The following is a 24,984-nucleotide window of genomic DNA, read 5'->3' as shown; positions in this document are numbered from 1 at the left end:
GCGGGCCCCGGACACCACGGGAGAACCTCGCATGAACGCCCCTCGGAACAGCCGCCTCGCCGCCTACGCCGCCGTCGGCGCCCCCGCGCTGATGGCGCTCTACGGCGGTATCCGCCTGGTGCCCGGCTCCCGTCAGCCGGGCCTCGGCTGGATCGCCGGGCACAGCGCGATGTTCGCCGGCCTGCTGCTGTTCGTCCCGGTGCTGCTCGCCCTGCGCGCGCTGCTCGCCCCGCGCGGCACCGCGCCCGGGAGGCTGGCCGCGAACGCCGCGCTGGGGACGGCGTTCGCGGGCCTGCTGGCCTCGCTGGTGCAGATCGGGATCGACCTGTACGTCGGCGTGGTCTCGGGGACCAAGGAGGAGCAGTCGCGGCTGTTCGAGCGGATCCAGGACGTCCCCGGGGTGCTCCCGGCCGTGTACCGGGTCGGCCCGCTGCTGTTCTACGTCGGCCTGCTGGCGCTGCTGGTCGCGGCCTCGGTGGGGGCGGGCCGGGCGCTGCGCTGGTGGAGCCCGGTGCTGATGCTGGTCGGCACGGGCGCCTCGGCGGCCGACCTGGCCTTCATCCCGCTCGCCGCCGCCTGCTACCTCGGCGCCCTGGCCCCGCTGACCCGCCCGGCCACCGCCCTGCGCCCGGCACTGGCCTGACGGCGGTCGGCCTTCAGCTCATCCGGAACACCGGCCCGCGCGGGGTGAACGGCAGCCCGGCCCCGCGCGGAACGAGGAAGGCGTGCTCGCGGCGCACCCGCAGCACGTCGCACTCGCCGTCCGTGATCACCAGGACGGGCGCACCGGGCGGGAAGTCCTCGGCCCGCTCCAGCAGGTCGATGCCCGGCTGGAGGACGGTGCCGCCGCGTCCGTGCACCCGCAGCCGCCCGGCGATCTCCTCGACCGGGAGGTACCCGGCGTCGTGCGGGGCGGCGTCGCAGTGCACCACCCGGGCGGCCGGGACGTCCCGGGCGGCGGCGTACGAGGCGATGGCGCCGAGCGCCTTGCCGAGCAGCGCCCGGTCCATCGAGCCCGAGGTGTCCAGGACGACGCCGAAGGTGCAGCGCGGGACCTCCTCCTCGGGGTGGTGGCGGCCGGCCCGGGGGATGTCCGGGGTGGCGGACTGCCGACGGGCCGGGCGGGAGTAGCTGCGCACCGGCTCCGGGCGCGGCACGAACTCGTCGAACCAGCGCGCCAGTTGCGCGTCCCAGGGCAGCGGGGGGTGGGCGAGCGCGCGGATCTCCTCGACCAGTCCGGCCGGGAGCAGGCCGCGTTCGCGCTGGTGCAGCTCGAAGCCCTGCTGGAGGCCGCGCCGGTAGAAGTCGTCGAGGTCCACGTAGGTGCGCCGGTCACGGACCGGCGGTTCGCCGAGGACGTCCGGGCGGTTCTTCCCGGCCAGGGTGGCGAGGCGGCGGATCCGGCGCTGGTCGCGGGCGATCCGGTCGTACACCTCCTCGGCCGACAGTCCCTTCAGCTGCGGGTCGTGCAGCAGCCCGTCGGGCATCTCGCCGACGCCCATCTCCAGCAGCCAGCCGTTGATGACGTAGTCGGCGGCCACGTTGAACAGGAACGGGTCCCGCCCGCCGCGGCGCTCGCCGTGCCGCAGGGCGGCGTGCAGGATCTCGTGGCCGAGGATGAACCGCCACTCCTCGTCGGAGTGGTGGCGCAGCGGGTTGACGTAGATCTCGCCGGCCTCGGCGTTGACGGCGGCGACGGCGATCTCGTGCGCCCGGGCGAGTTCCGCGTCGGCCACGACGGTGAGACCGGCCGCGATGCCGCCGAGCAGGGGGTACGAGGAGACGAACCAGTTGAGCGCCCTGGTCCAGGGCCGTTCGGGCAGGCGCTCGCCGGTCTCGGTGTCGATCCGCCCGCCGGCCCGGTCCATCGCGGCGGACATGGTGCGGGTGAGGGCGGCCGCGAAGGCCGTCTGCCAGTCCTCGGGGGCCTGGCCGTGGCCGCGCCACTCGATCAGCAGCTGGTCGCAGCCGCCGCTGCCCGCGGCGCCGGCCGTCCCGGCGGCGTCGGCCGGCGGCAGGCCGTCACGGCGCCAGCGGGCGGCCAGCTCCTCGTCGTCGCCGCCCGGGTACTCCTGGGGGAGGACGACCGGGGCGCGGCCGACCGGGAAGGTGGCGAGGAAGCGGTTGACCACGGCGCAGCGGGCGGCGGCCGCGTGCGGGTCGGGCTGGACCCGGGTGCCGCGGGCGCTCGGGAGGTGGCCGAAGCCGAGGTGCAGCAGGCAGTGGGCCACCACCCAGGCCCATTCCTCGGGCTCGGCCCGGCGGCGCGGATCGACGTGCACGGTGCCGTTGGAGTCGACCACCGCCCAGCCGTCCGGCGGGGTGGTGGTGCAGTCCTGGCTGCGGCAGACGTCGGCGCGCAGGGCGGCGAAGGCCGGGTTGCGGCGCAGCAGCCGGAGACCCTCGACGAAGGCCTCGGCGCCCGGGTCCTTGCGGGCGGCGGCGGTCTTCGCGGCGGCGGCTTTCGCGGCGGCGGACTTCGCGGCGGCGGACTTCACCGGCGGGCCTCGACCAGCCGGGGCATGTCCCGGGCGGCCTCGATCAGGAACCAGGAGGGCAGCACCGGGTTGCCGTCCGAGCCGTCGGCGATCACCGTCTGGGCGACCTCCACCGAGATCTCGGCCAGCTGCACCAGCAGCGACTTGGCCCGGAAGGCGGTCTGCCGCTGCGCCCCGGAGGCGTGCTCCTTGCGGGCGGGCAGCTCCTTGACCAGGCGGCCGCGGAAGGCGTCGGCCAGGTAGTAGAGCAGGTCGCGGTCCTCCAGCCGGTGCGGCCAGCGGGCGTCGCCCTTGAGGATCGCCTCCAGGCCGTAGGAGTTGCGCACGATCTTCGCGTAGCCGCAGAAGGCGACCGCGTGCTGCGGGCTGAGCAGCCCGTACGTGACCACCTTGAGGGTCTCCTCGTCCAGGGTGGGGCCGAAGGAGTGCAGTGCGTCGGAGAGCATGTGCCAGGCGCGCGGGGTGGAGAACGGCTCCTCGGTCTTGGGCGGGGGGGACCAGAGGTGGTCGGGCCGGTCGGTGAGGTGGTCGACGATCCACGGGTGGATGCCGGCGCCGGCCGCCCAGCGCAGCCAGTCATCGGCACTGGCCCGCAGGTGGACGTGGACCATGCGGTTGACCAGGGCGGACGCCATCGGACGGGCGAGCGCGCCGTCGGTGGCGCGGTTCCCGGCGCCGATCACGATCGATCCGGGCGGCAGCTCGTACGAGCCGATCCGGCGGTCCAGGATCAGCGAGTAGAAGGCCTTCTGGACGTCCGGCGAGGCCGCGTTGAGCTCGTCCAGGAACAGGCAGTACGGCTCGTCGCGGGCGATCTGCTCGGGCGGGCAGAAACGGGAGCGACCCTGCGGGGTGAGCTGCGGGACGCCGATGAGGTCCTCCGGGGCGAGCTGGGTGCCGACCAGGCTCACGCACTCCAGGCCCAGCGACTCGGCGAACGCCCTGACCAGGGAGGACTTTCCGATCCCGGGAGCGCCCCAGAGGAACACCGGGCGGACGGTGGCCAGACCGAGCAACAGCTCGGGGACCTGGGCGGGCGAGACGCTGACTGCTCCCTGCACGGGGCTCCTTCACGGCGACGGGGGGTGACCGGCCCAGTGTGCGGCGGGAGTTGGCCGGGCGCACCCGGATTTCCGGTCACCCGGGAAGCGCCGGATTCTCGGTGGCCGCGGCGGCCCGGAGCCCGTACCGTCCGGGGCATGAACGCGAAGCGTCCCCTGATCGCCGTGCTCACCGGCGCGGGCATCTCGACCGACTCCGGCATCCCCGACTACCGCGGCCCGCAGGGCTTGTGGCAGAAGGACCCGTCGGCGCAGGAGCTGGTGACCATCGGCCCCTACCTGGCCGACCCCCGGGTGCGCGAGCGGGCCTGGCTGCTGCGCCGCGACACCGGCGCGCTGGCGGCCGAGCCGAACGCCGGGCACCGGGCGCTGGTCGAGCTGGAGCGTTCCGGGCTGCCGGTGCGGGTGCTCACCCAGAACGTGGACGGGCTGCACCAGCGGGCCGGCCTGCCCGCCCGCAAGGTGCTCGAACTGCACGGCACCGCGCGGGAGGTGCAGTGCGTGCGCTGCCGGGTGGTCGGGCCGATGGAGGAGGCGCTGGCGCGGGTCGGGGCGGGCGAGCCGGACCCGGCGTGCCGGGAGTGCGGGGGGATCCTCAAGCCGCGCACGGTGATGTTCGGGGAGGCGCTGGATCCCGTGGTGCTCCAGCAGGCCGACGCGATCGCCAGGGCCTGCGACCTCTTCGTCGCGGTGGGAACGAGTCTGCAGGTGTACCCGGTGGCCTCGCTGCCGCAGATCGCGCTGGAGGGCGGCGCCCGACTGGTCGTCATGAACGGCGAGCCCACTCCCTTCGACGAGGCGGCGGACGAGGTGATCCGGGAGCCGATCTCCACCGCTCTCCCGGCGCTGGTGCGGAAACTGCTCGCAGAACAGGCTTAAAAACGGACGTACTGCCTGCATACGATGATCCTTCCGGCTCCCCCTCCCGGCCTGGAGTGATCGACAGATGACGACGACGGCGAAGTTCGACCCCTGGTCGGCGGCGTTCGTGGCCCACCCGTACGACGCGTACGCCGAGCTGCGCGAGCACGCGCCGGTGACGTACCACGAGCCGACGAACCAGTGGCTCGTCTCGCGCCACGAGGACGTCAGCGCCCTGCTGCGCGACCGGCGGCTCGGCCGCACCTACACCCACCGGTTCAGCCACCAGGAGTTCGGCCGCCCCGAACCCGACCCGGCGCACGAGCCCTTCCACACCCTCAACGACCACGGGCTGCTCGACCTGGAGGCGCCCGACCACACCCGGATACGCCGCCTGGTCTCCAAGGCCTTCACCCCGCGCATGGTCGAGGGGCTGCGGCCCACCGTCCGGCGCCTGGCCGGGGAGCTGGTCGACGGGCTGCTCGCGGTCGGCGGCGGGGACCTGATCGCCGCCGTCGCCGAGCCGCTGCCGGTCGCCGTGATCGCCGAGATGCTCGGCGTGCCGGAGGGCGACCGGCACCTGCTGCGCCCCTGGTCGGCCGACATCACCGGGATGTTCGAGCTCAACCCGGGCGAGGAGGTCGCCCGCCGGGCCGTCGCCGCGAGCACCGAGTTCTCCGACTACCTGCGCGCCCTGATCCGCGAGCGCCGGGCGAACCCGGGTGAGGACCTGATCAGCGCGCTGATCCAGGCCCAGGAGGGCTCCGACGCGCTCAGCGAGCAGGAGATGGTCTCCACCTGCGTGCTGCTGCTCAACGCCGGTCACGAGGCGACCGTCAACACCACCGGCAACGGCTGGTGGGCGCTGTTCCGCAACCCCGGCGAACTCGCCCGGCTGCGCGGCGACGTGGACGGTCTGCTGCCCACCGCCGTCGAGGAACTGATGCGCTGGGACACCCCGTTGCAGATGTTCGAGCGATGGGTGCTGGAGGACATCGAGGTCCGCGGCGTCACCGTCCCGCGCGGCGCCGAGATCGCCCTGCTCTTCGGCTCCGCCAACCGCGACCCGGAGCGCTTCGCCGATCCCGACCGCCTCGACCTCGGCCGCACCGACAACCCGCACATCACCTTCGGCGCCGGAATCCACTTCTGCCTGGGCGCGCCGCTCGCCAGAATGGAGCTCACCGAGTCCTACGGAACGCTGCTGCGCCGGGCCCCGGGCCTGCGGCTGGTCCGCGAGCCCGAGTGGAACCCGGGCTACGTGATCCGCGGGCTCAAGGAACTGCTGGTCGAGGTCTGACAACCGGGGGGGAGTTGCCGTGGGCAAGGCGACGGGGGCGCTGCTGGGGCTGGCGATCGGCGACGCGCTGGGCCGGGTGACCGAGTTCAGGAGCGTCGTGGAGATCGCCGCCGACCACCCGGACTGGCGGCAGCTCCCGCTGCCCGAGCGGGCGTTGGTCACCGACGACACCCAGATGACGCTCGCCCTCGCCCGCGGCCTGCGCACCGCCCTGGCGAGCGGGCCACTGACGCCGTTGCGCCTGGAGCGCCCGGTCCGTGAGGAGTTCGTCGACTGGTGGCGCTCCCCGCAGAACAACCGCGCCCCCGGCATGACCTGCCTGCGCGCCTGCGAGCGGCTCAGCCACGACGAGTACCGCTGGCAGCAGGCCAGCGACGTGGGCTCCAAGGGCTGCGGCGCCAACATGAGGGTCGCCCCGATCGGGCTGGTCCGCGAACTGGACGCCCGACAGCTCTCGGGCGCCGCCCAGCTCCAGTCCGCGCTCACCCACGGACACCCCACCGCCCTCGCCGCCGGCGACCTCACCGCCTACGCCGTCCGCAAGCTCGCCGACGGCGTCCCGCCCGCCGGGCTGCCCGCGGTGCTGCGGGCGTACGCGCTGGCGAGCCGCGAGCGCTACGACGAGTTCTGGCTCGGCGACCTCGCCGACCGCTGGTACGGCGCGTCGCCACAGGCCGTGCTCGCCCGCGGCTGGGACGACTGCCTCAAGGTCCTCGACCAGCTCCAGGCCGCGCTCGCCGCACCCGACCCGGAGGCGGACCCATGCCTGGCCACCGGCGAGGGCTGGGTCGCTGAGGAGGCCTTCGGCACCGGCCTGCTCTGCTTCCTGCTGCTGCCGGACGACCCGGTGGCCGCCGTCCGCCGGGCCGCGTACAGCTCCGGCGACTCCGACTCGCTCGCCTGCCTGACCGGCGCCTTCGCCGGCGCGTACCACGGCGAGGTGATCTGGCCGGGGGAGTGGGTCGAGCGGATCGAGCACCGGGACGAGCTGCTGGAGTTCGGCGCGCTCTGGGACTGAGAGCGTCGCCGCCCCGGAACCCGATCCCGGGACGGTGCGTCGAAGGGCCATGACGAACAGTCGCACCGGAACCCGTCGTCGCGCCCCCCGCCGCCCGGCGGCGCTGCTCCTCGCCGCCGCCCTCGCCACGCCGCTGCTCACCGGCTGCGGCAGCACCGGAGCCGCCGCCACCGGGGAGCTGCGGGCCTCCGCACCGGCCGCCCGGCCCACCGTGGACCCGGCCCAGCTGGCCGCCACCGCCGAGGCCACCGACGCCTTCGGCCTGGACCTGCTGAAGACGCTCACCGCCACGCCGGACGCCGCCGGGCGCAACACCGTGGTCTCGCCCGTCGGGCTGGCCACCGTGCTCGGGATGCTGATGCCCGGCGCGCGGGGTGCGACCGCCGAGGAACTGGCCAAGGCCCTGCACACCGGACTCGACCCGAAGCAGTACGCGCTCGCCGTCGGCGCGCTCGACCAGCGGACGAAGAACGGGGATCAGCTCACCCTGCACCAGGCCGACGGGGTCTGGACGCAGCAGGGCTTCCCGGTGGAGCCGGACTACCTGGCGACCCTCGCAGCCGCCTTCGACGCCGGAGTGCACACCACCGACTTCAAGAAGGACCCGGAGGGCAGCCGCAAGGCGGTCAACGCGGCCGTGGAGAAGGCCACCGAGGGCCGGATCAAGGACCTCTTCGCCCCGAAGGCGATCAACCCGGACACCCGGCTGGTCCTCACCGACGCGCTCTACCTCAAGGCGAAGTGGGCCTCCGAGTTCAAGCCCGGGCACACCGCCGACCGCCCGTTCCACAAACTGGACGGCACCACCCCGAACGTCTCCACGATGAGCCAGACCGGCGAGTTCAAGTACGCCGACGGCTCCGGCGGGATCGTCGGCGAGCCCTGGCAGGCCGTCGAACTCCCCTACGCGGAAGGCAACCTGGCGATGGACCTGATCGTCCCGGCACAGGGCGGCTTCGCTGCCTTCACCAAGGGCCTGGACCAGCCCCAGCTCGACCGGATCCTCGGCGCCCTCAGCGCGCAGCCCGTCGACCTGCAGCTGCCGCGCTTCCACTTCGACACGTCCAACGAGCTCACCCCCGCGCTGCGCTCGCTCGGCGTCCACTCGGTCTTCGACGACGCGGACCTCAGCGGCATCGCCAAGGAGCCGCCGCTGGCCGTCAGCACGGTCGTCCAGAAGGCCACCGTGCAGGTCGACGAGGAGGGGACGGTCGCGGCGGCCGGCAGCGGCGTCGTGGCGGGCCTCGCGGCGGCGCCGGCCCCGCGTCAGGCCGCCCAGCTGCACATCGACCGGCCGTTCCTGTTCCTCATCCGGGACACCGCCGGCGGGCGGCCGCTGTTCCTCGGTCAGGTCACCGACCCGCAGGCGCAGTAGGAGGGTTCACCAGGCCGGGTAGCGCCCGCCGAGCGCCGGGTGGGCCGGGTCGCGGCTGCCGAACAGCACCAGCAGGTCGTCCGCGACCGTCAGCAGCTCGGCCCGTCCCTCGATCGCCCGGACCCACTCGCCGGGCAGCGCCGAGGCGCCGTACGCGGCCCCGACCAGGTTGCCGCAGACCGCGCCGGCGGAGTCGCTGTCCCCGGAGTGGTTCACCGACAGCAGCAGCGCGGTGCGCACCGGGTCGGGGTCGAGGGTGGCCGCCAGCAGCGAGTACACCGCGATGGCGAGGCACTCCTCGGCGATCCAGCCGAGCCCGACCCGCTCCACCGTCTCCGCCACGGGCTCGGCCTCCTGGGCCAGCCGCACCGCCCGGGCCAGCGCCTGGACGGTCTCCTTGGAACTCGGCAGCTCGCGGATCTGCTCCACCGTCTCGCCGACCGCCGCCCACGGCTCCGTCCCGGCCGCCAGCCGTTCGACCAGCGCCGCGAAGGCGCCCGCCGCGAGGTAGCCGGTCGGGTGCCCGTGGGTGAGCTGGGCGCACTGCACGGCCAGTCCGAAGGACTGCTCCACACCCAGCCGGGCCAGCCCGAACGGCGCCGAGCGCATCACCGTGCCGCAGCCCTTGGAGCCCGGGTTGATCGGCCCCGGCAGCCCGATCGCGGACGGCGCCTCGAACTCCGGGTGCTCGGACACCCCGCTCAGACAGGCGTTGCCCGGCGCCCGCCGCGCGTACAGGAACGGCCGGCCCAGCAGCCAGCCGTCGTACGGGCGGGGCTGGGGCTCGGTGTCCGGCGAGTGCTGGTACTGGGTGCGCAGCCAGCGTCGGTAGGCGCCGTGCACGGCCTCCGGTACCGAGCCGCCGCCGCCACTCCAGCCGCGGACGAAGCCGCGGATCAGGCCCTCGGCGGTGAACAGCGTCATCTGGGTGTCGTCGGTGACCTCCACCGGTCCGCCGTTCCCGGCCGGCAGCGAGGTCACGCCCTGCGGTCCGAACCTGTCCTGGATCTGGTGCAGTTGCTGGAACTCCACCGGCCAGCCCAGCGCATCGCCGATCGCGCCGCCGAGCAGCGCACCGCGCACCCGGTCCGGGTATCCCGACTCCGCCGCGGACTCCGTCACGTCGAATCCCCCTTCGTTCGTGGCGGGTCGTTTCTATCAGGCGGGCCGTCAGTCGTGGATCTCGCCCCGCCCGTGCAGCGCGGCGCGGTCGGCCGCGGCCCGCCCGGCGGCCCAGCCCTCGCCGTCGCTGACCCGGACCCGCTGCGAGACCAGCTTGGGGAACAGCCGGCCGACCTCCTCGTCCACCGCCGCCGAGCGGGCGGCCAGCGCGGGAAGCAGCCGCGCGTCCGGCAGCAGCTGCTCCTCGGTGCCGTCCTCGCGCAGGTGGCGGCCGGCCGCGGCGGCGCTGGTGGTCCGCTCGGTGGCGGTGGTCAGCCGCTCGCGGATCCGCGCCGCGTACGCGACCAGGAAGGACTGCCGGAACGCCTTGCTGCGCGAGTCCTTGCCGGAGCCGGCCTTGTTGAGCGCGTGGGTGGCCTGCACCAGCAGTGAGGTGTAGAGCAGCTCCACGCCGTCCAGGTCGCCGTCGAAGCCGATCACGGTGCAGAAGCCGAACTCCTTCGCCCACACCACCCGGCACCGGTTCGCCGCCGCGACCGCGTCCAGCAGCATCGTCTTGGGGCCCTCGTACGGGTTGTCCACGCCGATCCGCAGCGCCGCCGGGGTGTCCCGGGCGGCCGTGGCGGCGGCCACCAGCGCCTCGTCGATGCTGTGCTGGGCCATCAGCTGCTGGGCCTTGGCGGTCAGCGCCTCGGCCTCCTCCGGGTACTCGGTGGACTCGGCCTTGGCCAGCAGCGCCCGGATCCTGGCCAGCATCCGCGGCTCGCCGGCCGATGCCCCGGGATGCCGCGGCCCGGCAGGGTGCCCGGCCGGTACGGACCGGCCCGCCTGCCCCGGCGCGGGGCCGACCGGGGCGATCGGGGGCAGCCGGCCCCAGCTGCGCAGCAGCTCCAGGACGGCGGTGGCGAGCGCGAAGCGGTCCAGCCGGTGCCGGTGGGCGAAGGCCCCGAGGTACTGCTCGTCGGCCGACCACCAGACCTCGGTCTCCAGCTCGCGCAGCTGCTCCTGCCAGCGCCGGTCCAGGGCGGCGGCGGGGTGGCGGCGGCCCTCGGCGGCGATCAGGTCCACCGCGAGCGCCAGGTGGACGGGCTTCAGCCCGCGCCGCACCACCCGCACCAGGTCCGCCGGGCGCCACCCGGCCGACCAGCAGCGGCCCACCGCGGTGTCCGCGTACCCCAGCAGCGCCCGGCTGACCGCCGGCCACTGCCCGGCCGAGGCGGCCAGCAGCGAGGCTCCGGTGTCCAGTGCGAGGTCCAGCCCCTCCTCGGGGACGGTGAGCACCGACCGCACCGCCTGCTCCAGCAGCGGCCCGGCGTTCCCGTCGCCCTGCCGCTGTGCGCGCTTGCCCACGGTGTGTCCCTGCTCTCCTCGACGGTTCGGCCCCCTCCGGCCCATGATGCCGGAGGGGGCCGGGGAGACGGGTCCAGGGCCTGTCCGGTCCTACCGCTCGATGGCCTTGGCCATGATCTCCGGGATCCGGTCCAGCAGCCGGGAGGCCGCCAGCCGGATGCCCAGGGTGGCGATCAGGCCGCCGTACAGCGGGCCGAGCAGCAGCAGGGGCCAGGTCGGCCCGTCCGAGCCGAGCGCCCAGAACAGGTAGCCGCCGACCGGGAGGGCGAGCACCGCGACGCCGACCATCGAGCCGAACTGGTTGAGCAGGATCAGCCCGCCCTGCCCCGGGGCGGCGTTGCGCATCGGGTTGCTGTCGGCCGGCATGGTGTACGGCGCGAGCACGCTGAACACCGAGCCGAGCGCGATGCCGCAGCCGAGCACCGCCACCGCCAGGCCGACCGCGGACGGCAGGGCGGCCCAGTCGCCGGTGACGGCGGCCAGCACCAGCCCGAGCACCACCGTGACCGGGACGGCGTACGACAGCACCGCGTACGCCCGGCCGCGCAGCTCGTCCCGGGCGTCGGCCGGGGTGCGCAGGGTGGCGGCGACCATCCAGAACGCCGAGCCGTCCATGCCGAACAGGTTGAGCATCTGCAGCCCGAGGAAGGTCCCGGTCATCGCCAGCAGGTAGACGCTCGACCAGCCCTGGACCACCGACAGCACGCAGATCACCAGCGTCATCCCGATGCTGGTGAACAGCGCGGCCTTGGCCCGCGGCTCGCGCCAGGCGTACCGCAGGTGGCGTTGCATCACCGCGCCGGTGCGGCCCCCGGGCAGGAAGCGCCAGCCGCCCGTGCTCTGCACCCCGCGCGCCACCTCCACGGTGGAGGCGTCGGCGGTGACCATCAGCGCCTGGAGGCTGCCGCGCCACCAGCGCAGCAGCAGGACGAGCAGCGCGCCGGCCGCGGCCAGCTGGAGCAGTCCGAGCGCGTAGTGGCCCTCGCCGACGGTGCGCGGGGCGTCCGCCGCGCTGATCGGCGGGATCCAGCGCAGCACCGCGGCGATCGGCCTCAGCGGGCTGAGGTCGATGTCCTGGTCGTGCCGGCGGCCGAAGATGCTCTGCGAGCCGACGTTGGCGGCTTGGACGAGCAGGGCGAAGGCCAGTCCGCCGAAGATCGCGAAGTCCTTGCCGCGGCGGCTGGAGAGCATCCGGGCGTTCCCGGCCGCGACCGCCCGGGACAGCGTGACCAGGCAGAGCAGTGCGAGCGGCACCCCGACCACCGCGGCCGCGGCCGAGGCGCCGCCCACCGCGCCGGACAGCACCGCGCCGGTCACCAGCACCAGGCTGATCAGCGGACCGGGCCCGATCAGCGAGGCCAGCAGCGAACCGCGCAGCAGCGGGCCGGGCCGCAGCGGCAGCATGGTGAGCCTGGTCGGGTCGGCGCTCTCGTCGCTGGAGAACAGGAACAGCGGCAGCGCCGCCCAGCCCAGGGTGAGCACGCCGAGCAGCATCACCCCGGTGTCCCCGGACCCGGCGTAGCGCCCGTTCAGCACCGCCATGCCGAGGGCCACGCCACCGGCGAGGAGCAGGCCGAGGACGCCGCCGACCACGTACACGACGGTCCGGCCGGGGCTGCGGCGCAGCCCGTTGCGCAGCAGCCGCAGCTTGAGCGCGACCAGGCCGCGCACCACCGTCCGCCCGTCGGGCACCGCCGCCGTGCTCATGCGCCCACCTCGCTCCGCCCGGCAGGGGCATCCGCCCGTCCGCACCTCCTGGTGGTGACCTCGCGCCGCCCGGTCACCGGGCGCTCCCGGAGTTCCCGCCGCCGAGCCAGCCGAGCGCCTGGCCGTCGTCCTCGCGGACGCCGATCAGCTCCAGGAAGGCCTCGTGGAGGCTGCGCCCGTCGCGGACGGAGTCCAGCGGGCCCTGGGCGATGACCCGGCCCGCGTTGACCACGGCCACCCAGTCGCAGAGCTGCTCGACCAGTTCCATCACGTGGCTGGAGAAGACCACCGTGGAGCCGGCCGCGGCGTACCGCTTGAGCACGCCGCGGATGGTCTGGGCGGAGACCGGGTCGACGCCCTCGAAGGGTTCGTCCAGGAACAGCACGTCGGGGTTGTGCAGCAGCGCGGCGGCCAGGCCGATCTTCTTGCGCATGCCGGTGGAGTAGTCGGCGACCAGCTTGTCGGCGTCCCGGGCGAGGTCCAGGACGGCCAGCAGCTCCTCGGCGCGGCGGTCCACCTCGGCGGCGGGCAGGCCGCGCAGGCGGCCGGTGTACTGGAGCAGTTCGCGCCCGCTGAGCCGCTCGAACATCCGCAGGCCCTCGGGGAGGATGCCGATCCGGGCCTTGACCGTGACCGGGTCGGCCCACACGTCGGTGCCGTGCACCAGTACGGCGCCCTGGTCGGGCCGGAGCAGGCCGGTGACCATGGACAGCGTGGTGGTCTTGCCCGCGCCGTTCGGCCCGACGAGGCCGATGAACGCCCCGGCGGGCAGTTCCAGGCTGAGCCCGGCCACGGCGGCCTGGCTGCCGAAGTGCTTCCACAGCCCCCGGATGCTGACGGCGGACGGGGTGCCCGGTCCGCCGTGGCCGGCCGGGCCGGGTTCGGAGGGCGACGGTGCTGACGCCTGCATGGCGGCCTTCTGTCTGTGGTCGTGGGTGGACGAACGGGTGGGCGAACGGTCGCTCCGGGGCCCAGCCTGTCACCGCGGCAACGGGCTGTCGCGCGTTTTGAGCGTCCCCTGAGCGTGCCCGTCGACCGGGTGGGGCGTGCCGCCCCGGTGGCCGGGTTCCGGCGGTCGCCGGTCCGATCCCGCAACTACTCAGTTCCCTCGTTCGTCCTGCACTATGAGGACCAGTGAGCGCGCGGGGAGCCGCGCGGCCGGGAGGTGGCGGATGTCCGTTCAACCGTGGGGCGAGTCCGGTCCCGCCCATCGGCACGGCCACCGGCCGGGGGGCGCCGGCTGGCAGCCCGCGCCGTCACCGCAGGCGGCGATGCGGGCGAGCCACGCGGACCGCGACCGGACGGTGGACGTGCTGAAGGCCGGGTTCGCCGAGGGCCGGCTGTCCGCCCAGGAGTACGAGCAGCGCCACGAGGCGGCGGCCCGGGCACTGACCTACGGCGAACTGGTCGCGCTGGTGGCCGACCTGCCGACCGGGCCGATGGCGGCGCCGCTCCAGTCCGCCCAGCCGGTCCCGGCGACCTTCCTGGTGCCGCCGCCGGTGCCGCAGGCCAGGCCCACCAACGTGCTGGCGGTGGTCTCCCTGGTGTGCGGCCTGACCGGCTTCCTGGCGCTGCCGGCGCTGCCCGCGGTGATCACCGGCCACATCGCCCGTTCCCAGATCCGCGAGCGCAACATGGACGGCGACTGGGCGGCCGTCCTCGGCCTGGTGCTCGGTTACCTGGGGACCGCCTTCTGGGCCCTGCTGTTCCTGCTGGCCGTCGCGTAGCGGGCGGTCCGACGCGACCTCGGCGCGGGTCGGGAACGGTGCCGCCGGACCCCTCCGGCCATTGTGTCGACGGCATGTTCGGATCGTGAGGGACCTATGATTCCCTGGAGCCGCCGCCGCACATCTGACAGCAGTGGGCACCGTCACGGCCGGAACACGGGGGACCGTACGGGCCGAACGACCACGAGCTGAGGACCGGATCAGTGACAGTCATGGCCAACAGGGCGCCGGAGTTCCGTCGCCGTCACGGTGCGACGCGTGCGCGCGAGCGCATGGCCGATGCGGATGTCCATCGCCCACGGGACCCGGACGGTCCGGCTCTACCGCCGGACCGACAGTCAACCTCCTTACTTCGGGCGCCTGTTGTGCGCGCTGGTCGCCCATCCGGGCTCGCTCCGTCCGACGGCCCGACGCCGGTCCGCGGAAACCGGGGGGACCGCGGTGGCGGGTCTGCCCGGTCCGTGGGCCGCCGCCCTGGGTACGCTGTTCGCTCTTCTGTTCCTGCTCGGCACGGTCCCGTCGTCGATGTCCGACCGGTACCTGCTGACGGAGGAGAACGCCTGCCGCATCCTGCCGCGGGTGTCGCACACCGGCAGAAGTTCGACGACAGCTGCCCGAAGTCCGCATCCGCGGGGCAGTGCTCCGAAAAGGGCGACGAGTCGTGGCAGAGCATGATCAGGCGATCGGTTCCCGCCCGATGAGCCCGAGCCGACCCGGAGGCCCACTCCAGATGATGACCAAGGCCGTCAAGAGCCTCGCCGACCGGCTGGCCTCCTCGCCGAGGCGGCTGTGGCTGGCCGCGTTCGCCCTCCTGTTCGCGCTGAGCGCGTCCTGGTCGCTCGCCAGCCCGACCGGCGCCTCACCGGACGAGTACGCGCACCTGATCCGGGCCGCGGCCGTCGCCCGGGGCCAGGTCGACGGCAAGGAGGTCATGGTCCCGCACGTGGTCGGGTACATCAAGGCGGAGTTCGCCGAGACCGGTGTCGAGCTCCCGCCCATCTACCAGGACCTGAAGACCGTCAACGAGTGCTACGTCTTCCACCCGGAGAAGGCGGCCGACTGCGCCCCGGCGCTCCACGAGAAGCCCGGGACGACCCTCGTCACCACGGCGGCGGGCCGCTACCACCCGGCCTACTACTTCGCGGTCGGCTGGCCCAGCCTGGTCGTCCACGGCGAGAACGCCTTCTACCTGATGCGCCTGATGTCGGCGCTGATCTGCTCGGCCCTGGTGGCGAGCGCGGTGGTCTCGGCGGCGGAGTGGCGGCGGCGGTCCTTCACCCTGCTCGGGACGATCACCGCGGCCACCCCGATGGCGCTGTTCATGTTCGGCGTGGTCAACCCGAGCGGTCCGGAGATCGCGGCGGGCATCCTGGTCTGGAGCGCCGGGCTGCCGCTGTTGATGAACCCCGACCCGTACCTGCTGAACCGCCGGCTGGCCCGACTCGGCATCGGCGCACTGGTGTTGATCAACATCCGCCCGCTGGGTCTGATCTGGTTCGCCGGTGCCGTGTTCTTCGCACTGCTGCTGAGCAGGAAGGGGGCGTTGCGCGAAGTGCTCCGCCGCCGGATGACCTGGCTCTGGGGCGTCCTGGCGCTGGCGGCGACCGGTTCGGCCCTGGCCTGGTCGTCGAGCCATCCGGACCACTCGGTGATCGACACCCCGAGCGACCTCACCCCGATGTACGCCGCCCGCGCCACCTTCGACAACGGCATGATGTACATGAAGCAAATGATCGGCTACTTCGGTTGGTTGGACGCCCTGGCGCCGGCCGCGACCCTGCTGGTCTGGTGCGGGGTGGCGATCGCCCTGGCGATGGTGGCGCTGTGCTACGCGCGGTTCAGGGACGCCCTGGCCGTCGCCGGCGCGGTGGTCGGAATGGTCGTGATACCGATAGTGGCCCAGGCCACGCAGGCGCCCAAGCTGGGCATGATCTGGCAGGGCCGGTACCTCATGCCGTTCGCGGTCGGGCTGCCGATCATGTGCGCCGCGATCTGCCACGAGCGGCTGCCCTGGGGTGGGTTCGCCTGGCGCCGGCTGCTGGTGATCTCCGGCTTCTCGCTCGCCCTGGTCAACGCGGCCGCCTTCCTCTGGGCCCTGCGCCGCAACACGGTCGGTTCCGGCGGCCCGCTGCTGATCAGCCCGGCCCTGTGGGCCCCGCCCGGCGGCTGGGCGCTGTGGCTGGCGGTGTACACCGTGGCCGCGTTCGGCCTCTCGCTGCTCGTAGCGGTGTCGGACCGGCGGGAGCGTCCGCTGCCGCAGTCGTCCGGGGCGGTCGGGAAGGGTGCCGCGGAGGGTTCTCCCCGACTCGCCGGGACCCACTCGGAGGCGTAGGGTCGCGGTGCGGGGAGCGCCCGGATGTGATAGGGATCCCCGGCCCGGGCCGGCTCCCGGCACGCTCCCGGTGCGAGCTCCGCGACCTGCGGCGTTGCATTTGTTTTGACCGCGCCCCATGCGCTAGGTACGCTCTGACCTTGTGCCTGGGGTGTCCCCGGGTCCTTGTGCGTGCATGCACACCGGTCGCCGCGCCGAGCCGGAGCGCCCTCCAGCGCACCGCGCGTAGAGCGCCGTCGCTGTACATCAGCCATGGGATTCCGTGACGGAAAAGCCCAACACACCCGACCGCGTGGGTCGACCACGGGGTCGTGTGCGAGGGAGACACCGCAGGTTAGTTCCACCAAGCCTTGGCACACAGAAAACGGAGAAACGGTGCCTACGATCCAGCAGCTGGTCCGAAAGGGCCGGCAGGACAAGGTCGAGAAGAACAAGACTCCCGCGCTGAAGGGCTCCCCGCAGCGCCGTGGGGTCTGCACGCGTGTGTACACGACCACCCCGAAGAAGCCGAACTCGGCTCTCCGCAAGGTCGCCCGTGTGCGCCTCACCAGCGGGATCGAGGTCACCGCTTACATCCCGGGCGAGGGCCACAACCTGCAGGAGCACTCCATCGTGCTGGTGCGCGGTGGTCGTGTGAAGGACCTTCCTGGTGTCCGCTACAAGATCATCCGCGGTTCGCTCGACACCCAGGGTGTCAAGAACCGCAAGCAGGCCCGCAGCCGCTACGGCGCCAAGAAGGAGAAGTAAGAATGCCTCGTAAGGGCCCCGCCCCGAAGCGCCCGGTCATCATCGACCCGGTCTACGGCTCCCCGGTCGTCACCCAGCTGGTCAACAAGATCCTGCTGCACGGCAAGCGCTCCACCGCCGAGCGGATCGTGTACGGCGCCCTCGAGGGCGTCCGCGAGAAGACCGGCTCGGACCCGGTCGTCACGCTGAAGCGCGCGCTGGAGAACGTCAAGCCGGCCCTCGAGGTCAAGTCCCGCCGTGTCGGTGGCGCGACCTACCAGGTTCCGGTCGAGGTCCGTCCGGGCCGCGCCAGCACCCTGGCGCTGCGCTGGATGGTCGGTTACTCGCGCGCCCGTCGCGAGAAGACCATGACCGAGCGCCTGATGAACGAGATCCTCGACGCCAGCAACGGCCTGGGCGCTTCCGTGAAGCGTCGCGAGGACACCCACAAGATGGCCGAGTCCAACAAGGCCTTCGCGCACTACCGCTGGTAGTCCGTACCCCGTCACTAGACAGAGAGAGAACGAGCCACCATGGCTGCAACCTCCCTTGACCTCGCCAGGGTCCGCAACATCGGGATCATGGCGCACATCGACGCGGGCAAGACCACCACCACCGAGCGGATCCTGTTCTACACCGGTGTCTCGTACAAGATCGGTGAGGTCCACGATGGCGCTGCCACCATGGACTGGATGGAGCAGGAGCAGGAGCGCGGCATCACGATCACGTCGGCCGCGACGACCTGTCACTGGACGGTCGACGGCGTCGACAACACCATCAACATCATCGACACCCCGGGTCACGTCGACTTCACCGTCGAGGTGGAGCGTTCGCTGCGCGTCCTCGACGGTGCCGTGACGGTGTTCGACGGTGTCGCCGGTGTCGAGCCCCAGTCCGAGACCGTGTGGCGGCAGGCTGACCGCTACGGCGTCCCGCGCATCTGCTTCATCAACAAGCTGGACCGCACGGGCGCGAACTTCTTCTTCTGCGTCGACACCATCGTGGAGCGCCTCGGCGCCACCCCGCTGGTGATGCAGCTGCCGATCGGTGCCGAGGCGGACTTCCAGGGCGTCGTCGACCTGGTCCGCATGAAGGCGCTGGTCTGGTCCGCCGAGGCCGCCAAGGGCGAGATGTACGACGTCGTCGACATCCCGGCCGAGCTGCAGGAGCAGGCCGAGGAGTACCGCACCCAGCTGATCGACACCGTGTCGAACGTCAGCGACGAGATCATGGAGCTCGCCCTCGAAGAGGCCGAGATCCCGGTCGAGCTGCTGCAGGACGCGATCCGCAAGGGCACCCTGAACTCGGACTTCACCCCGATCTTCTGCGGTACCGCCTTCAAGAACAAGGGCGTTCAGCCCCTGCTCGACGCGGTCGTCAAGTACCTGCCGTCGCCGCTGGACATCGAGTCCATCGAGGGCACCAAGCCGAACGACCCGGAGACCACGATCTCCCGCAAGGCTTCGGACGACGAGCCGCTGGCCGCGCTGGCGTTCAAGATCATGTCCGACCCGCACCTGGGCAAGCTCACCTTCGTCCGGATCTACTCCGGCCGCCTGGAGTCCGGCACCTCGGTGCTGAACGCCGTCAAGGGCAAGAAGGAGCGCATCGGCAAGATCTACCGCATGCACGCGAACAAGCGTGAGGAGATCGAGTCGGTGGGCGCCGGCGACATCGTCGCCGTCATGGGCCTGAAGCAGACCACCACCGGTGAGACGCTGGCCGACGAGAAGAACCCGGTCATCCTGGAGTCCATGGACTTCCCGGCCCCGGTCATCCGCGTCGCCATCGAGCCCAAGTCCAAGGGTGACCAGGAGAAGCTGGGTGTCGCCATCCAGCGTCTCGCCGAGGAGGACCCGTCCTTCCAGGTCAACACGGACGAGGAGACCGGCCAGACCATCATCGCGGGTATGGGCGAGCTGCACCTCGAGGTGCTCGTCGACCGTATGCGCCGTGAGTTCAAGGTCGAGGCCAACGTCGGCAAGCCGCAGGTCGCGTACCGCGAGACGATCCGTCAGGCCGTCGAGCGCATCGACTACACCCACAAGAAGCAGACCGGTGGTTCCGGTCAGTTCGCCAAGGTGCAGATCGCGATCGAGCCGCTCGAGCAGGCCGAGGGCTACGAGTTCGTCAACCTGGTCACCGGTGGCCGCGTGCCGCGGGAGTACATCCCGTCGGTCGACGCCGGTTGCCAGGAGGCCATGGAGTTCGGTGTTCTCGCCGGCTACCCGCTGCAGGGTGTCCGCGTGAAGCTGCTCGACGGCCAGTCGCACGACGTCGACTCCTCCGAGCTCGCGTTCAAGATCGCCGGTTCGATGGCCTTCAAGGAAGGCGCGAGGAAGGCCAAGCCGGTCCTCCTCGAGCCGATGATGGCCGTCGAGGTCACCACGCCCGAGGACTACATGGGCGACGTGATCGGCGACATCAACTCTCGCCGTGGCCAGATCCGGTCCATGGACGAGCGTCACGGTGCCCGCGTCGTCACGGCGCTGGTGCCCCTCTCCGAGATGTTCGGCTACGTCGGTGACCTGCGCAGCAAGACCTCTGGTCGCGCGAGCTACTCGATGCAGTTCGACTCGTACGCCGAGGTCCCCAAGGCCGTGGCTGAGGAGATCATCGCCAAGTCCAAGGGCGAGTGAGGTCCGGCTCTGCCGGCCCCGGAATCAGTCCGACATTCGGGATGATTCACACCCCTTAGGCTATTAGGAGGCGACCCGGGAGGATCCGTCCGGATTCTCCCGGGGCCTCCGGCCCCCACCCACGGGCCGGTGCGAGGTGCTCACGGCACCCGGACCGGGCCCGATCAAAGACCAACTGACGTCAGCACGGCGTACAGGAACTGTCCTCAGGAGGACTCAGTGGCCAAGGCGAAGTTCGAGCGGACGAAGCCCCACGTCAACATCGGCACCATCGGTCACATCGACCACGGCAAGACCACGCTGACCGCGGCCATCACCAAGGTGCTGCACGACGCGTACCCGGAGATCAACCCCTTCACGCCGTTCGACCAGATCGACAAGGCCCCGGAGGAGCGTCAGCGCGGTATCACCATCTCGATCGCGCACGTCGAGTACCAGACCGAGGCGCGTCACTACGCCCACGTCGACTGCCCGGGTCACGCTGACTACATCAAGAACATGATCACCGGTGCCGCTCAGATGGACGGCGCCATCCTGGTGGTCGCCGCCACCGACGGCCCGATGCCGCAGACCAAGGAGCACGTCCTCCTGGCCCGCCAGGTCGGCGTCCCCTACATCGTCGTCGCCCTGAACAAGGCCGACATGGTGGACGACGAGGAGATCCTGGAGCTCGTCGAGCTCGAGGTCCGTGAGCTGCTCTCCGAGTACGAGTTCCCGGGCGACGACCTGCCGGTCGTCCGTGTCTCCGCCCTGAAGGCCCTCGAGGGCGACAAGGAGTGGGGCGAGAAGCTCCTCGGCCTCATGCACGCGGTCGACGAGAACATCCCCACCCCGGCCCGCGCCGTGGACCAGCCGTTCCTGATGCCGATCGAGGACGTCTTCACGATCACCGGTCGTGGCACCGTCGTCACCGGTCGTATCGAGCGCGGCATCCTCAAGGTCAACGAGACCGTCGATATCATCGGCATCAAGACCGAGAAGACCACCACCACGGTCACCGGCATCGAGATGTTCCGCAAGCTGCTCGACGAGGGCCAGGCCGGTGAGAACGTCGGTCTGCTGCTCCGTGGCATCAAGCGCGAGGACGTCGAGCGCGGCCAGGTCATCATCAAGCCGGGTTCGGTCACCCCGCACACCGACTTCGAGGCCCAGGCCTACATCCTGTCGAAGGACGAGGGTGGCCGCCACACCCCGTTCTTCAACAACTACCGCCCGCAGTTCTACTTCCGTACCACGGACGTGACCGGCGTCGTGACCCTCCCCGAGGGCACCGAGATGGTCATGCCGGGCGACAACACCGCCATGACCGTCGCGCTGATCCAGCCCGTCGCCATGGAGGAGGGCCTGAAGTTCGCCATCCGTGAGGGTGGCCGCACCGTCGGCGCCGGCCAGGTCACCAAGATCGTCAAGTAATTGACGTCTGGCCTCTGGCCGAGGAGGGCTTGATGGAGATCCCCGGATCTTCGTCAAGCCCTCCTTCGTTGTGTCACTAGCTCTTCATCTATGCTCGCGGCGTAAGCCGGAGCGAAGCCGGGCGCCGGACCGCGCCCGAAACAGGGGATGGGATTTCGGCCTCTCGATGGACACTCTCCGCACCATGGCGGTCACGCCTTCCTCGTCCGAGGACCCAGCGCCGGGCAGCGGTCCCGGATCTCCCCCCGCAGCCCACAGGCCGGCCCGCAGCCTGCCGCTCCTGGCCGGTGCGCTGCTCGGGTCCTGGCTGGTCCCCACCGCGCTGATCTCCGTGGGCCTCGGCTTCCTGGTCCTGCCGCTCCTGGTGCTGGCGGTCGCCGCGATCCTCCGGGTCGGCGGAGGGCTGTTCGACCGGCTGGTGGCGGCCGCACTGGTCATCGCCGGCGGCGTGCTGGTGTCCGGCCTGCTGTTCTCGCTCTGGCCGTGGGGGATCGACCCCGTCCCGACCTCCGGTGTGCTGTTCACCGTGGTGGCCCTGACCGGCTGGCTGAGCCGTCGCGCGCCGAGGCTGCCGATGCGCTTCCGGCCCTCGGACCTGATGGTCGTCGGCACCGGCTACGTGATGTGGCACTACCTGCACAAGCCGTTGGCGGGCAAGGGGCCCGGAGAGCGGCTGGAGTTCCTCACCACCTCCGAGGACCGGCTCAACCACTTCTCCTACTTCGTCGGCATAGAGCACGTCGGTGGCTACGACTTCCTGCACCAGGAGGCCGCCAAGGCGTACATGATGTCGGGCGAGGGGGTGTACCCGCAGGGTTCGCACTTCCTGCTGGCCTGGATCGACTCGCTGTTCCGTTCCTCGGCGGACCTGGGGTCGCCGCTGGACACCATGAACCGCTACCTGCTCTACGTCCTGGCCGCCTACGCGCTGCTCGGCGTGGCGCTGGTCTGGGCGGCCCGCTGGATCGGCGGCCCGCGACTGCGCGGCTGGCGCACCGCGGCGGTGTGCGGGACGGTCGCGGCGCTGGTGTTCTCCAGCAACTACACCGACCTGGTCACGCACGGCTTCGACTCGACGGTCATCGGTCTGCTGATGGTGGCCCTGCTGGCCGCCTTCCTGATCCGCCCCGCGCTGCGGACGCCGGACTTCCTGGTGCTCGCCGGGGCCGGCCTGATCACCGTCACCTACGTCTACAACCTGTTCGGTGCCGTCGCCGGGATCGGCCTGGTCGCCGCACTAGTGGTGCACCGGCGGCGTCTGCGCCGCTCGCGCTGGCTGCTGTACGTCCTTGTTGGGGCCGTCACACTGGGCCTGGCCGCCCTGCCGAGCGTGGTCTCGGTGCTCTCCGACCTGGACGTCGCCGGCACGTCCAACCTGGGCGGCCCCAGTGTCGGGGCCGACCGGACGATCCTGGTCGGCGGCCTGCTGCTGGCCCTGCTGGCCGCGGCCGTGCCGGCCAACCGGCGCACCGGCACCGGGCAGGCGCACCTGGCCGTGGTGATCGGCACCGGCGTGGTGATCTGCGGTTTCGCCGGCTGGCAGATGCACACCATCGGGCACGTCTCGTACTACTTCGAGAAGCTGGCCGGCACCGGCGTGGTGATCGCGCTGATCTCGATCGGTGCGATCGGACCGCTCCTGCGGGCCACCCCGCCCGTCCGGGTCCCGGTGCTGCGCCGCCGGATCGCTGACGGCGTGCTCTCGGTGCTCTCGGTGGCGACCGCGCTCAGCCTGTTCGCCGGGGTGCAGTGGGGGATGGAGTCCTTCAAGGCGGCGCCCACGGCCTGGCACCAAAACTCCCTGATGGCCTGGAGCCGAGGCGATTCCTGGAGCGACATCGGTCCGCGCGGCGGTGCCACCGTCATGGGGGACCTCGACGGCATCGACGAGCCGATGATGGTGCTGTACTCCAACGACGACTACAAGAACCTGAAGTCGACGTGGGTGGCGGCCCTGCTGCGCGGGCGCGGCGGTGACATGCGGGCGCTCTACGAGACGCACTGGGTGAACATCGGTGCCGAGCCGCGGAAGGACGCGGAGCACGACGCGGCGCTGGCCCACGTGAAGACGGCCGCGCAGAAGCTGGGCCGGCCGATGACCGTGGTGGTCGCCGACCGGGCCACCGGCGACCGGCTGCGCAAGGAGCTCGCCGGCTTCCAGCCGCGGATCACCGTGGTCGAGAAGCCGGGCAACAACTGGGTCGCGCCGTGGAACCAGAGCTTCCCCGGGGACTGATCCGCGACCCGGCGACGCCGGGTGACACCATGGGCGGGGCATCGTTCGAACCGGGCGGTGCCCCGTCGGTTTCCGTCCCCGTCGGCCCGTCGGACGGCTCTCACCCCGTGCTCATCCGGTTTCATCGGGGGCTCACGACCAGCTGCTATTGTCGCCGAAATCCAGCCCCACCAGTGGAAAGCGGGACCAACTCATGTCGACAGCGCCTCAGTTGTCGGTCGTCATGCCGATCTACAACGAGCAGGAGGCGCTTCCGCTGACCGTCGAGCGGCTGCGGCCGATCCTCGACGGACTCGGAGTCGACTACGAGGTGGTCGGCGTCGACGACGGCAGCACCGACGCCACTCCGGTGCTGATGCAGAAGATCCGGCAGGACTGGCCCGAGTTCCGGATCATCCGCTTCTCCCGCAACTCCGGCCACCAGGCCGCGCTCAAGGCGGGCCTGGACCGGGCCTTCGGCGACTACGTGGTGAGCATCGACGCGGACCTCCAGGACCCGCCGGAGAAGATCCCGGAGATGCTCGCGCTCGCCCGGGAGGAGCAGCTCGACATCGTCTACGGCGTCCGCGGGGACCGCGGCAGCGACAGCTCCTTCAAGCGGCGCACGGCCGGCGCGTACTACTGGCTGATGCGCAAGCTCGTCGGCAAGCGGATGCCCAACCAGGCCGGCGACTACCGCCTGCTCAGCCGGGCCGCGGTGGACGCGCTCAAGGCGCTGCCCGAGCACCAGCCGGTCTACCGGCTCCTGGTGCCGTGGCTGGGCTTCCCCAGCGGCGAGGTGGTCTACGTCCGCGAGGAACGGGTGGCGGGCGCCACCCACTACCCGCTGGCCAAGATGGTCCGGCTCGCGTTGGACAGCATCACCAACTTCTCCGCCGCCCCGCTCCGGCTGGCCACCTACCTGGGCCTGGTGAGCTTCGTGGTCTGCATCGGGCTCGCGATCCACGCCACCGTCTCGTACGCGCTCGGCTCGACGGTGCCCGGCTGGTCCTCGCTGTTCATCGGGATGCTGTTCCTCGGCGGCGTGCAGCTGATCTGCGTCGGGCTGCTGGGGGAGTACGTGGGCCGGATCTACTCGGCGGTGCAGGCCCGCCCGGCCTACTTCGTCGGGTACGACTCGGCGGAGGACGACGAGCGGGACCCGGGCCGGTGACCTCGACCGAGGAGTCCGCCGGATCCGCCCCGAAGACCCGGCGACAACTGCCGTCCTTCCTGGTCATCGGCGTCCTGAGCACCCTCTTCTACCTGGGACTGTTCGTCGCCGCACGGTGGTTCACCGACCCGCAGGCGGCGAACCTGATCGCGCTGGCGGTCAGCGCGGTGGCCAACACGGCGGCCAACCGTCGTTTCACCTTCGGGGTCGTCGGTTCCGAGGGCATGGTCCGCGACCAGCTTCAGGGGGCGGTGGCGTTCCTGATCGGGCTCGGCCTCAGCAGCGGTGCACTGGCACTGCTCGACCTGGCGGCGCCGCACGCGTCCCGGATGGTCGAGGTGGCCGGGCTCGTCGTGGCGAACGGTCTGGCCACGCTGGCCCGGTTCGTGCTGCTCAAGCTGTGGGTGTTCCGGAACCGCTGAGCGGGACCGGACCGGCGCGCCCCGACGCGTGCGAAGGAGGGGGC

Annotated in this window: 20 protein-coding genes; 14 read left to right on the top strand and 6 right to left on the bottom strand. The window is 72.0% G+C overall.

The features are described 5' to 3' along the window. The first annotated feature begins 31 nt into the window (after nucleotides 1-31). Nucleotides 32-643: a hypothetical protein gene (locus tag ACH4J0_RS21995; RefSeq protein ID WP_396242200.1), complete on the top strand. Its 612-nt coding sequence runs from the start codon at nucleotides 32-34 to the stop codon at nucleotides 641-643. Between the two features lie 13 nt (nucleotides 644-656). Here ACH4J0_RS21995 and ACH4J0_RS21990 read toward each other — a convergent pair whose 3' ends face one another. Together ACH4J0_RS21990 and ACH4J0_RS21985 are read right to left on the bottom strand one after the other, a co-directional pair. Further along, nucleotides 657-2,498, bottom strand: coding sequence for a hypothetical protein (locus ACH4J0_RS21990; protein ID WP_396242199.1), 1,842 nt, complete (start codon nucleotides 2,496-2,498; stop codon nucleotides 657-659). Beyond that, a complete protein-coding gene (locus tag ACH4J0_RS21985; RefSeq protein WP_396242198.1) occupies nucleotides 2,495-3,559 on the bottom strand; it encodes an ATP-binding protein in 1,065 nt (354 codons plus the stop codon). Before ACH4J0_RS21985 ends, ACH4J0_RS21990 begins: the two co-directional genes overlap by 4 nt. 138 nt (nucleotides 3,560-3,697) lie before the next feature. On the opposite strand from ACH4J0_RS21985, the gene ACH4J0_RS21980 reads away from it, so the two are divergent. The 4 genes from ACH4J0_RS21980 (at nucleotide 3,698) to ACH4J0_RS21965 (ending at nucleotide 8,113) form a co-directional block, all read left to right on the top strand. Further along, nucleotides 3,698-4,438 (top strand): SIR2 family NAD-dependent protein deacylase, encoded by a 741-nt coding sequence (locus ACH4J0_RS21980; protein WP_396242197.1) that lies wholly within the window; start codon nucleotides 3,698-3,700, stop codon nucleotides 4,436-4,438. 67 nt (nucleotides 4,439-4,505) lie between these two features. Next, the gene (locus ACH4J0_RS21975; RefSeq protein WP_396242196.1) at nucleotides 4,506-5,720 is read left to right on the top strand and encodes a cytochrome P450; all 1,215 of its coding nucleotides are present in this window, start codon (nucleotides 4,506-4,508) and stop codon (nucleotides 5,718-5,720) included. Nucleotides 5,721-5,739: 19 nt separating this feature from the next. Then, entirely contained in the window at nucleotides 5,740-6,738 is a 999-nt protein-coding gene (locus ACH4J0_RS21970; protein WP_396242195.1) for an ADP-ribosylglycohydrolase family protein, read from the top strand. 49 nt (nucleotides 6,739-6,787) lie between these two features. Next, nucleotides 6,788-8,113 carry a serpin family protein gene (locus ACH4J0_RS21965; RefSeq protein ID WP_396242194.1) on the top strand — a complete coding sequence of 442 codons (1,326 nt, stop codon included), beginning with the start codon at nucleotides 6,788-6,790 and terminating at the stop codon, nucleotides 8,111-8,113. 6 nt (nucleotides 8,114-8,119) lie between these two features. On the opposite strand, the gene ACH4J0_RS21960 is transcribed toward ACH4J0_RS21965, so the two are convergent. The 4 genes from ACH4J0_RS21960 to ACH4J0_RS21945 form a co-directional block, all read right to left on the bottom strand. Next, nucleotides 8,120-9,235, bottom strand: a complete 1,116-nt coding sequence (locus tag ACH4J0_RS21960) for an ADP-ribosylglycohydrolase family protein (protein ID WP_396242193.1) — start codon at nucleotides 9,233-9,235, stop codon at nucleotides 8,120-8,122. A gap of 48 nt (nucleotides 9,236-9,283) precedes the next feature. Continuing rightward, nucleotides 9,284-10,585 (bottom strand): DUF2786 domain-containing protein, encoded by a 1,302-nt coding sequence (locus tag ACH4J0_RS21955; protein WP_396242192.1) that lies wholly within the window; start codon nucleotides 10,583-10,585, stop codon nucleotides 9,284-9,286. A gap of 90 nt (nucleotides 10,586-10,675) precedes the next feature. Continuing rightward, entirely contained in the window at nucleotides 10,676-12,292 is a 1,617-nt protein-coding gene (locus tag ACH4J0_RS21950) for a transporter (protein ID WP_396242191.1), read from the bottom strand. A gap of 73 nt (nucleotides 12,293-12,365) precedes the next feature. Then, nucleotides 12,366-13,202, bottom strand: a complete 837-nt coding sequence (locus tag ACH4J0_RS21945) for an ABC transporter ATP-binding protein (protein ID WP_396242190.1) — start codon at nucleotides 13,200-13,202, stop codon at nucleotides 12,366-12,368. A gap of 262 nt (nucleotides 13,203-13,464) precedes the next feature. On the opposite strand from ACH4J0_RS21945, the gene ACH4J0_RS21940 reads away from it, so the two are divergent. The 9 genes from ACH4J0_RS21940 to ACH4J0_RS21900 all read left to right on the top strand — a co-directional run bounded on the left by ACH4J0_RS21940 (nucleotide 13,465) and on the right by ACH4J0_RS21900 (nucleotide 24,940). Then, nucleotides 13,465-14,019 carry a DUF1707 and DUF4190 domain-containing protein gene (locus tag ACH4J0_RS21940; RefSeq protein WP_396242189.1) on the top strand — a complete coding sequence of 185 codons (555 nt, stop codon included), beginning with the start codon at nucleotides 13,465-13,467 and terminating at the stop codon, nucleotides 14,017-14,019. Between the two features lie 730 nt (nucleotides 14,020-14,749). Continuing rightward, nucleotides 14,750-16,351 (top strand): DUF2142 domain-containing protein, encoded by a 1,602-nt coding sequence (locus ACH4J0_RS21935; RefSeq protein WP_396242188.1) that lies wholly within the window; start codon nucleotides 14,750-14,752, stop codon nucleotides 16,349-16,351. Between the two features lie 375 nt (nucleotides 16,352-16,726). Beyond that, on the top strand, nucleotides 16,727-17,098 hold the full coding sequence (gene rpsL, locus ACH4J0_RS21930; protein ID WP_014144289.1) for a 30S ribosomal protein S12: 372 nt from the start codon (nucleotides 16,727-16,729) through the stop codon (nucleotides 17,096-17,098). A gap of 2 nt (nucleotides 17,099-17,100) precedes the next feature. After that, nucleotides 17,101-17,571: a 30S ribosomal protein S7 gene (rpsG, locus tag ACH4J0_RS21925; protein ID WP_030055803.1), complete on the top strand. Its 471-nt coding sequence runs from the start codon at nucleotides 17,101-17,103 to the stop codon at nucleotides 17,569-17,571. A 39-nt stretch (nucleotides 17,572-17,610) separates the two neighbouring features. After that, on the top strand, nucleotides 17,611-19,716 hold the full coding sequence (gene fusA / locus ACH4J0_RS21920) for an elongation factor G (RefSeq protein WP_396242187.1): 2,106 nt from the start codon (nucleotides 17,611-17,613) through the stop codon (nucleotides 19,714-19,716). A 219-nt stretch (nucleotides 19,717-19,935) separates the two neighbouring features. Continuing rightward, on the top strand, nucleotides 19,936-21,129 hold the full coding sequence (gene tuf, locus ACH4J0_RS21915; RefSeq protein WP_030280743.1) for an elongation factor Tu: 1,194 nt from the start codon (nucleotides 19,936-19,938) through the stop codon (nucleotides 21,127-21,129). A 184-nt stretch (nucleotides 21,130-21,313) separates the two neighbouring features. Beyond that, the gene (locus tag ACH4J0_RS21910) at nucleotides 21,314-23,365 is read left to right on the top strand and encodes a hypothetical protein (RefSeq protein ID WP_396242186.1); all 2,052 of its coding nucleotides are present in this window, start codon (nucleotides 21,314-21,316) and stop codon (nucleotides 23,363-23,365) included. Nucleotides 23,366-23,558: 193 nt separating this feature from the next. Next, nucleotides 23,559-24,518 carry a glycosyltransferase family 2 protein gene (locus tag ACH4J0_RS21905; protein ID WP_396242185.1) on the top strand — a complete coding sequence of 320 codons (960 nt, stop codon included), beginning with the start codon at nucleotides 23,559-23,561 and terminating at the stop codon, nucleotides 24,516-24,518. Next, a complete protein-coding gene (locus ACH4J0_RS21900) occupies nucleotides 24,515-24,940 on the top strand; it encodes a GtrA family protein (RefSeq protein ID WP_396242184.1) in 426 nt (141 codons plus the stop codon). Before ACH4J0_RS21905 ends, ACH4J0_RS21900 begins: the two co-directional genes overlap by 4 nt. Nucleotides 24,941-24,984 lie beyond the last annotated feature (44 nt).

Origin of the sequence: Kitasatospora sp. NPDC017646 (genome assembly GCF_044329365.1) — a bacterium.
Taxonomy (GTDB): domain Bacteria; phylum Actinomycetota; class Actinomycetes; order Streptomycetales; family Streptomycetaceae; genus Kitasatospora.
The sequence above is the reverse complement of the archived record's forward strand: the minus strand, read 5'-3'. Positions and strand labels throughout refer to the sequence as shown.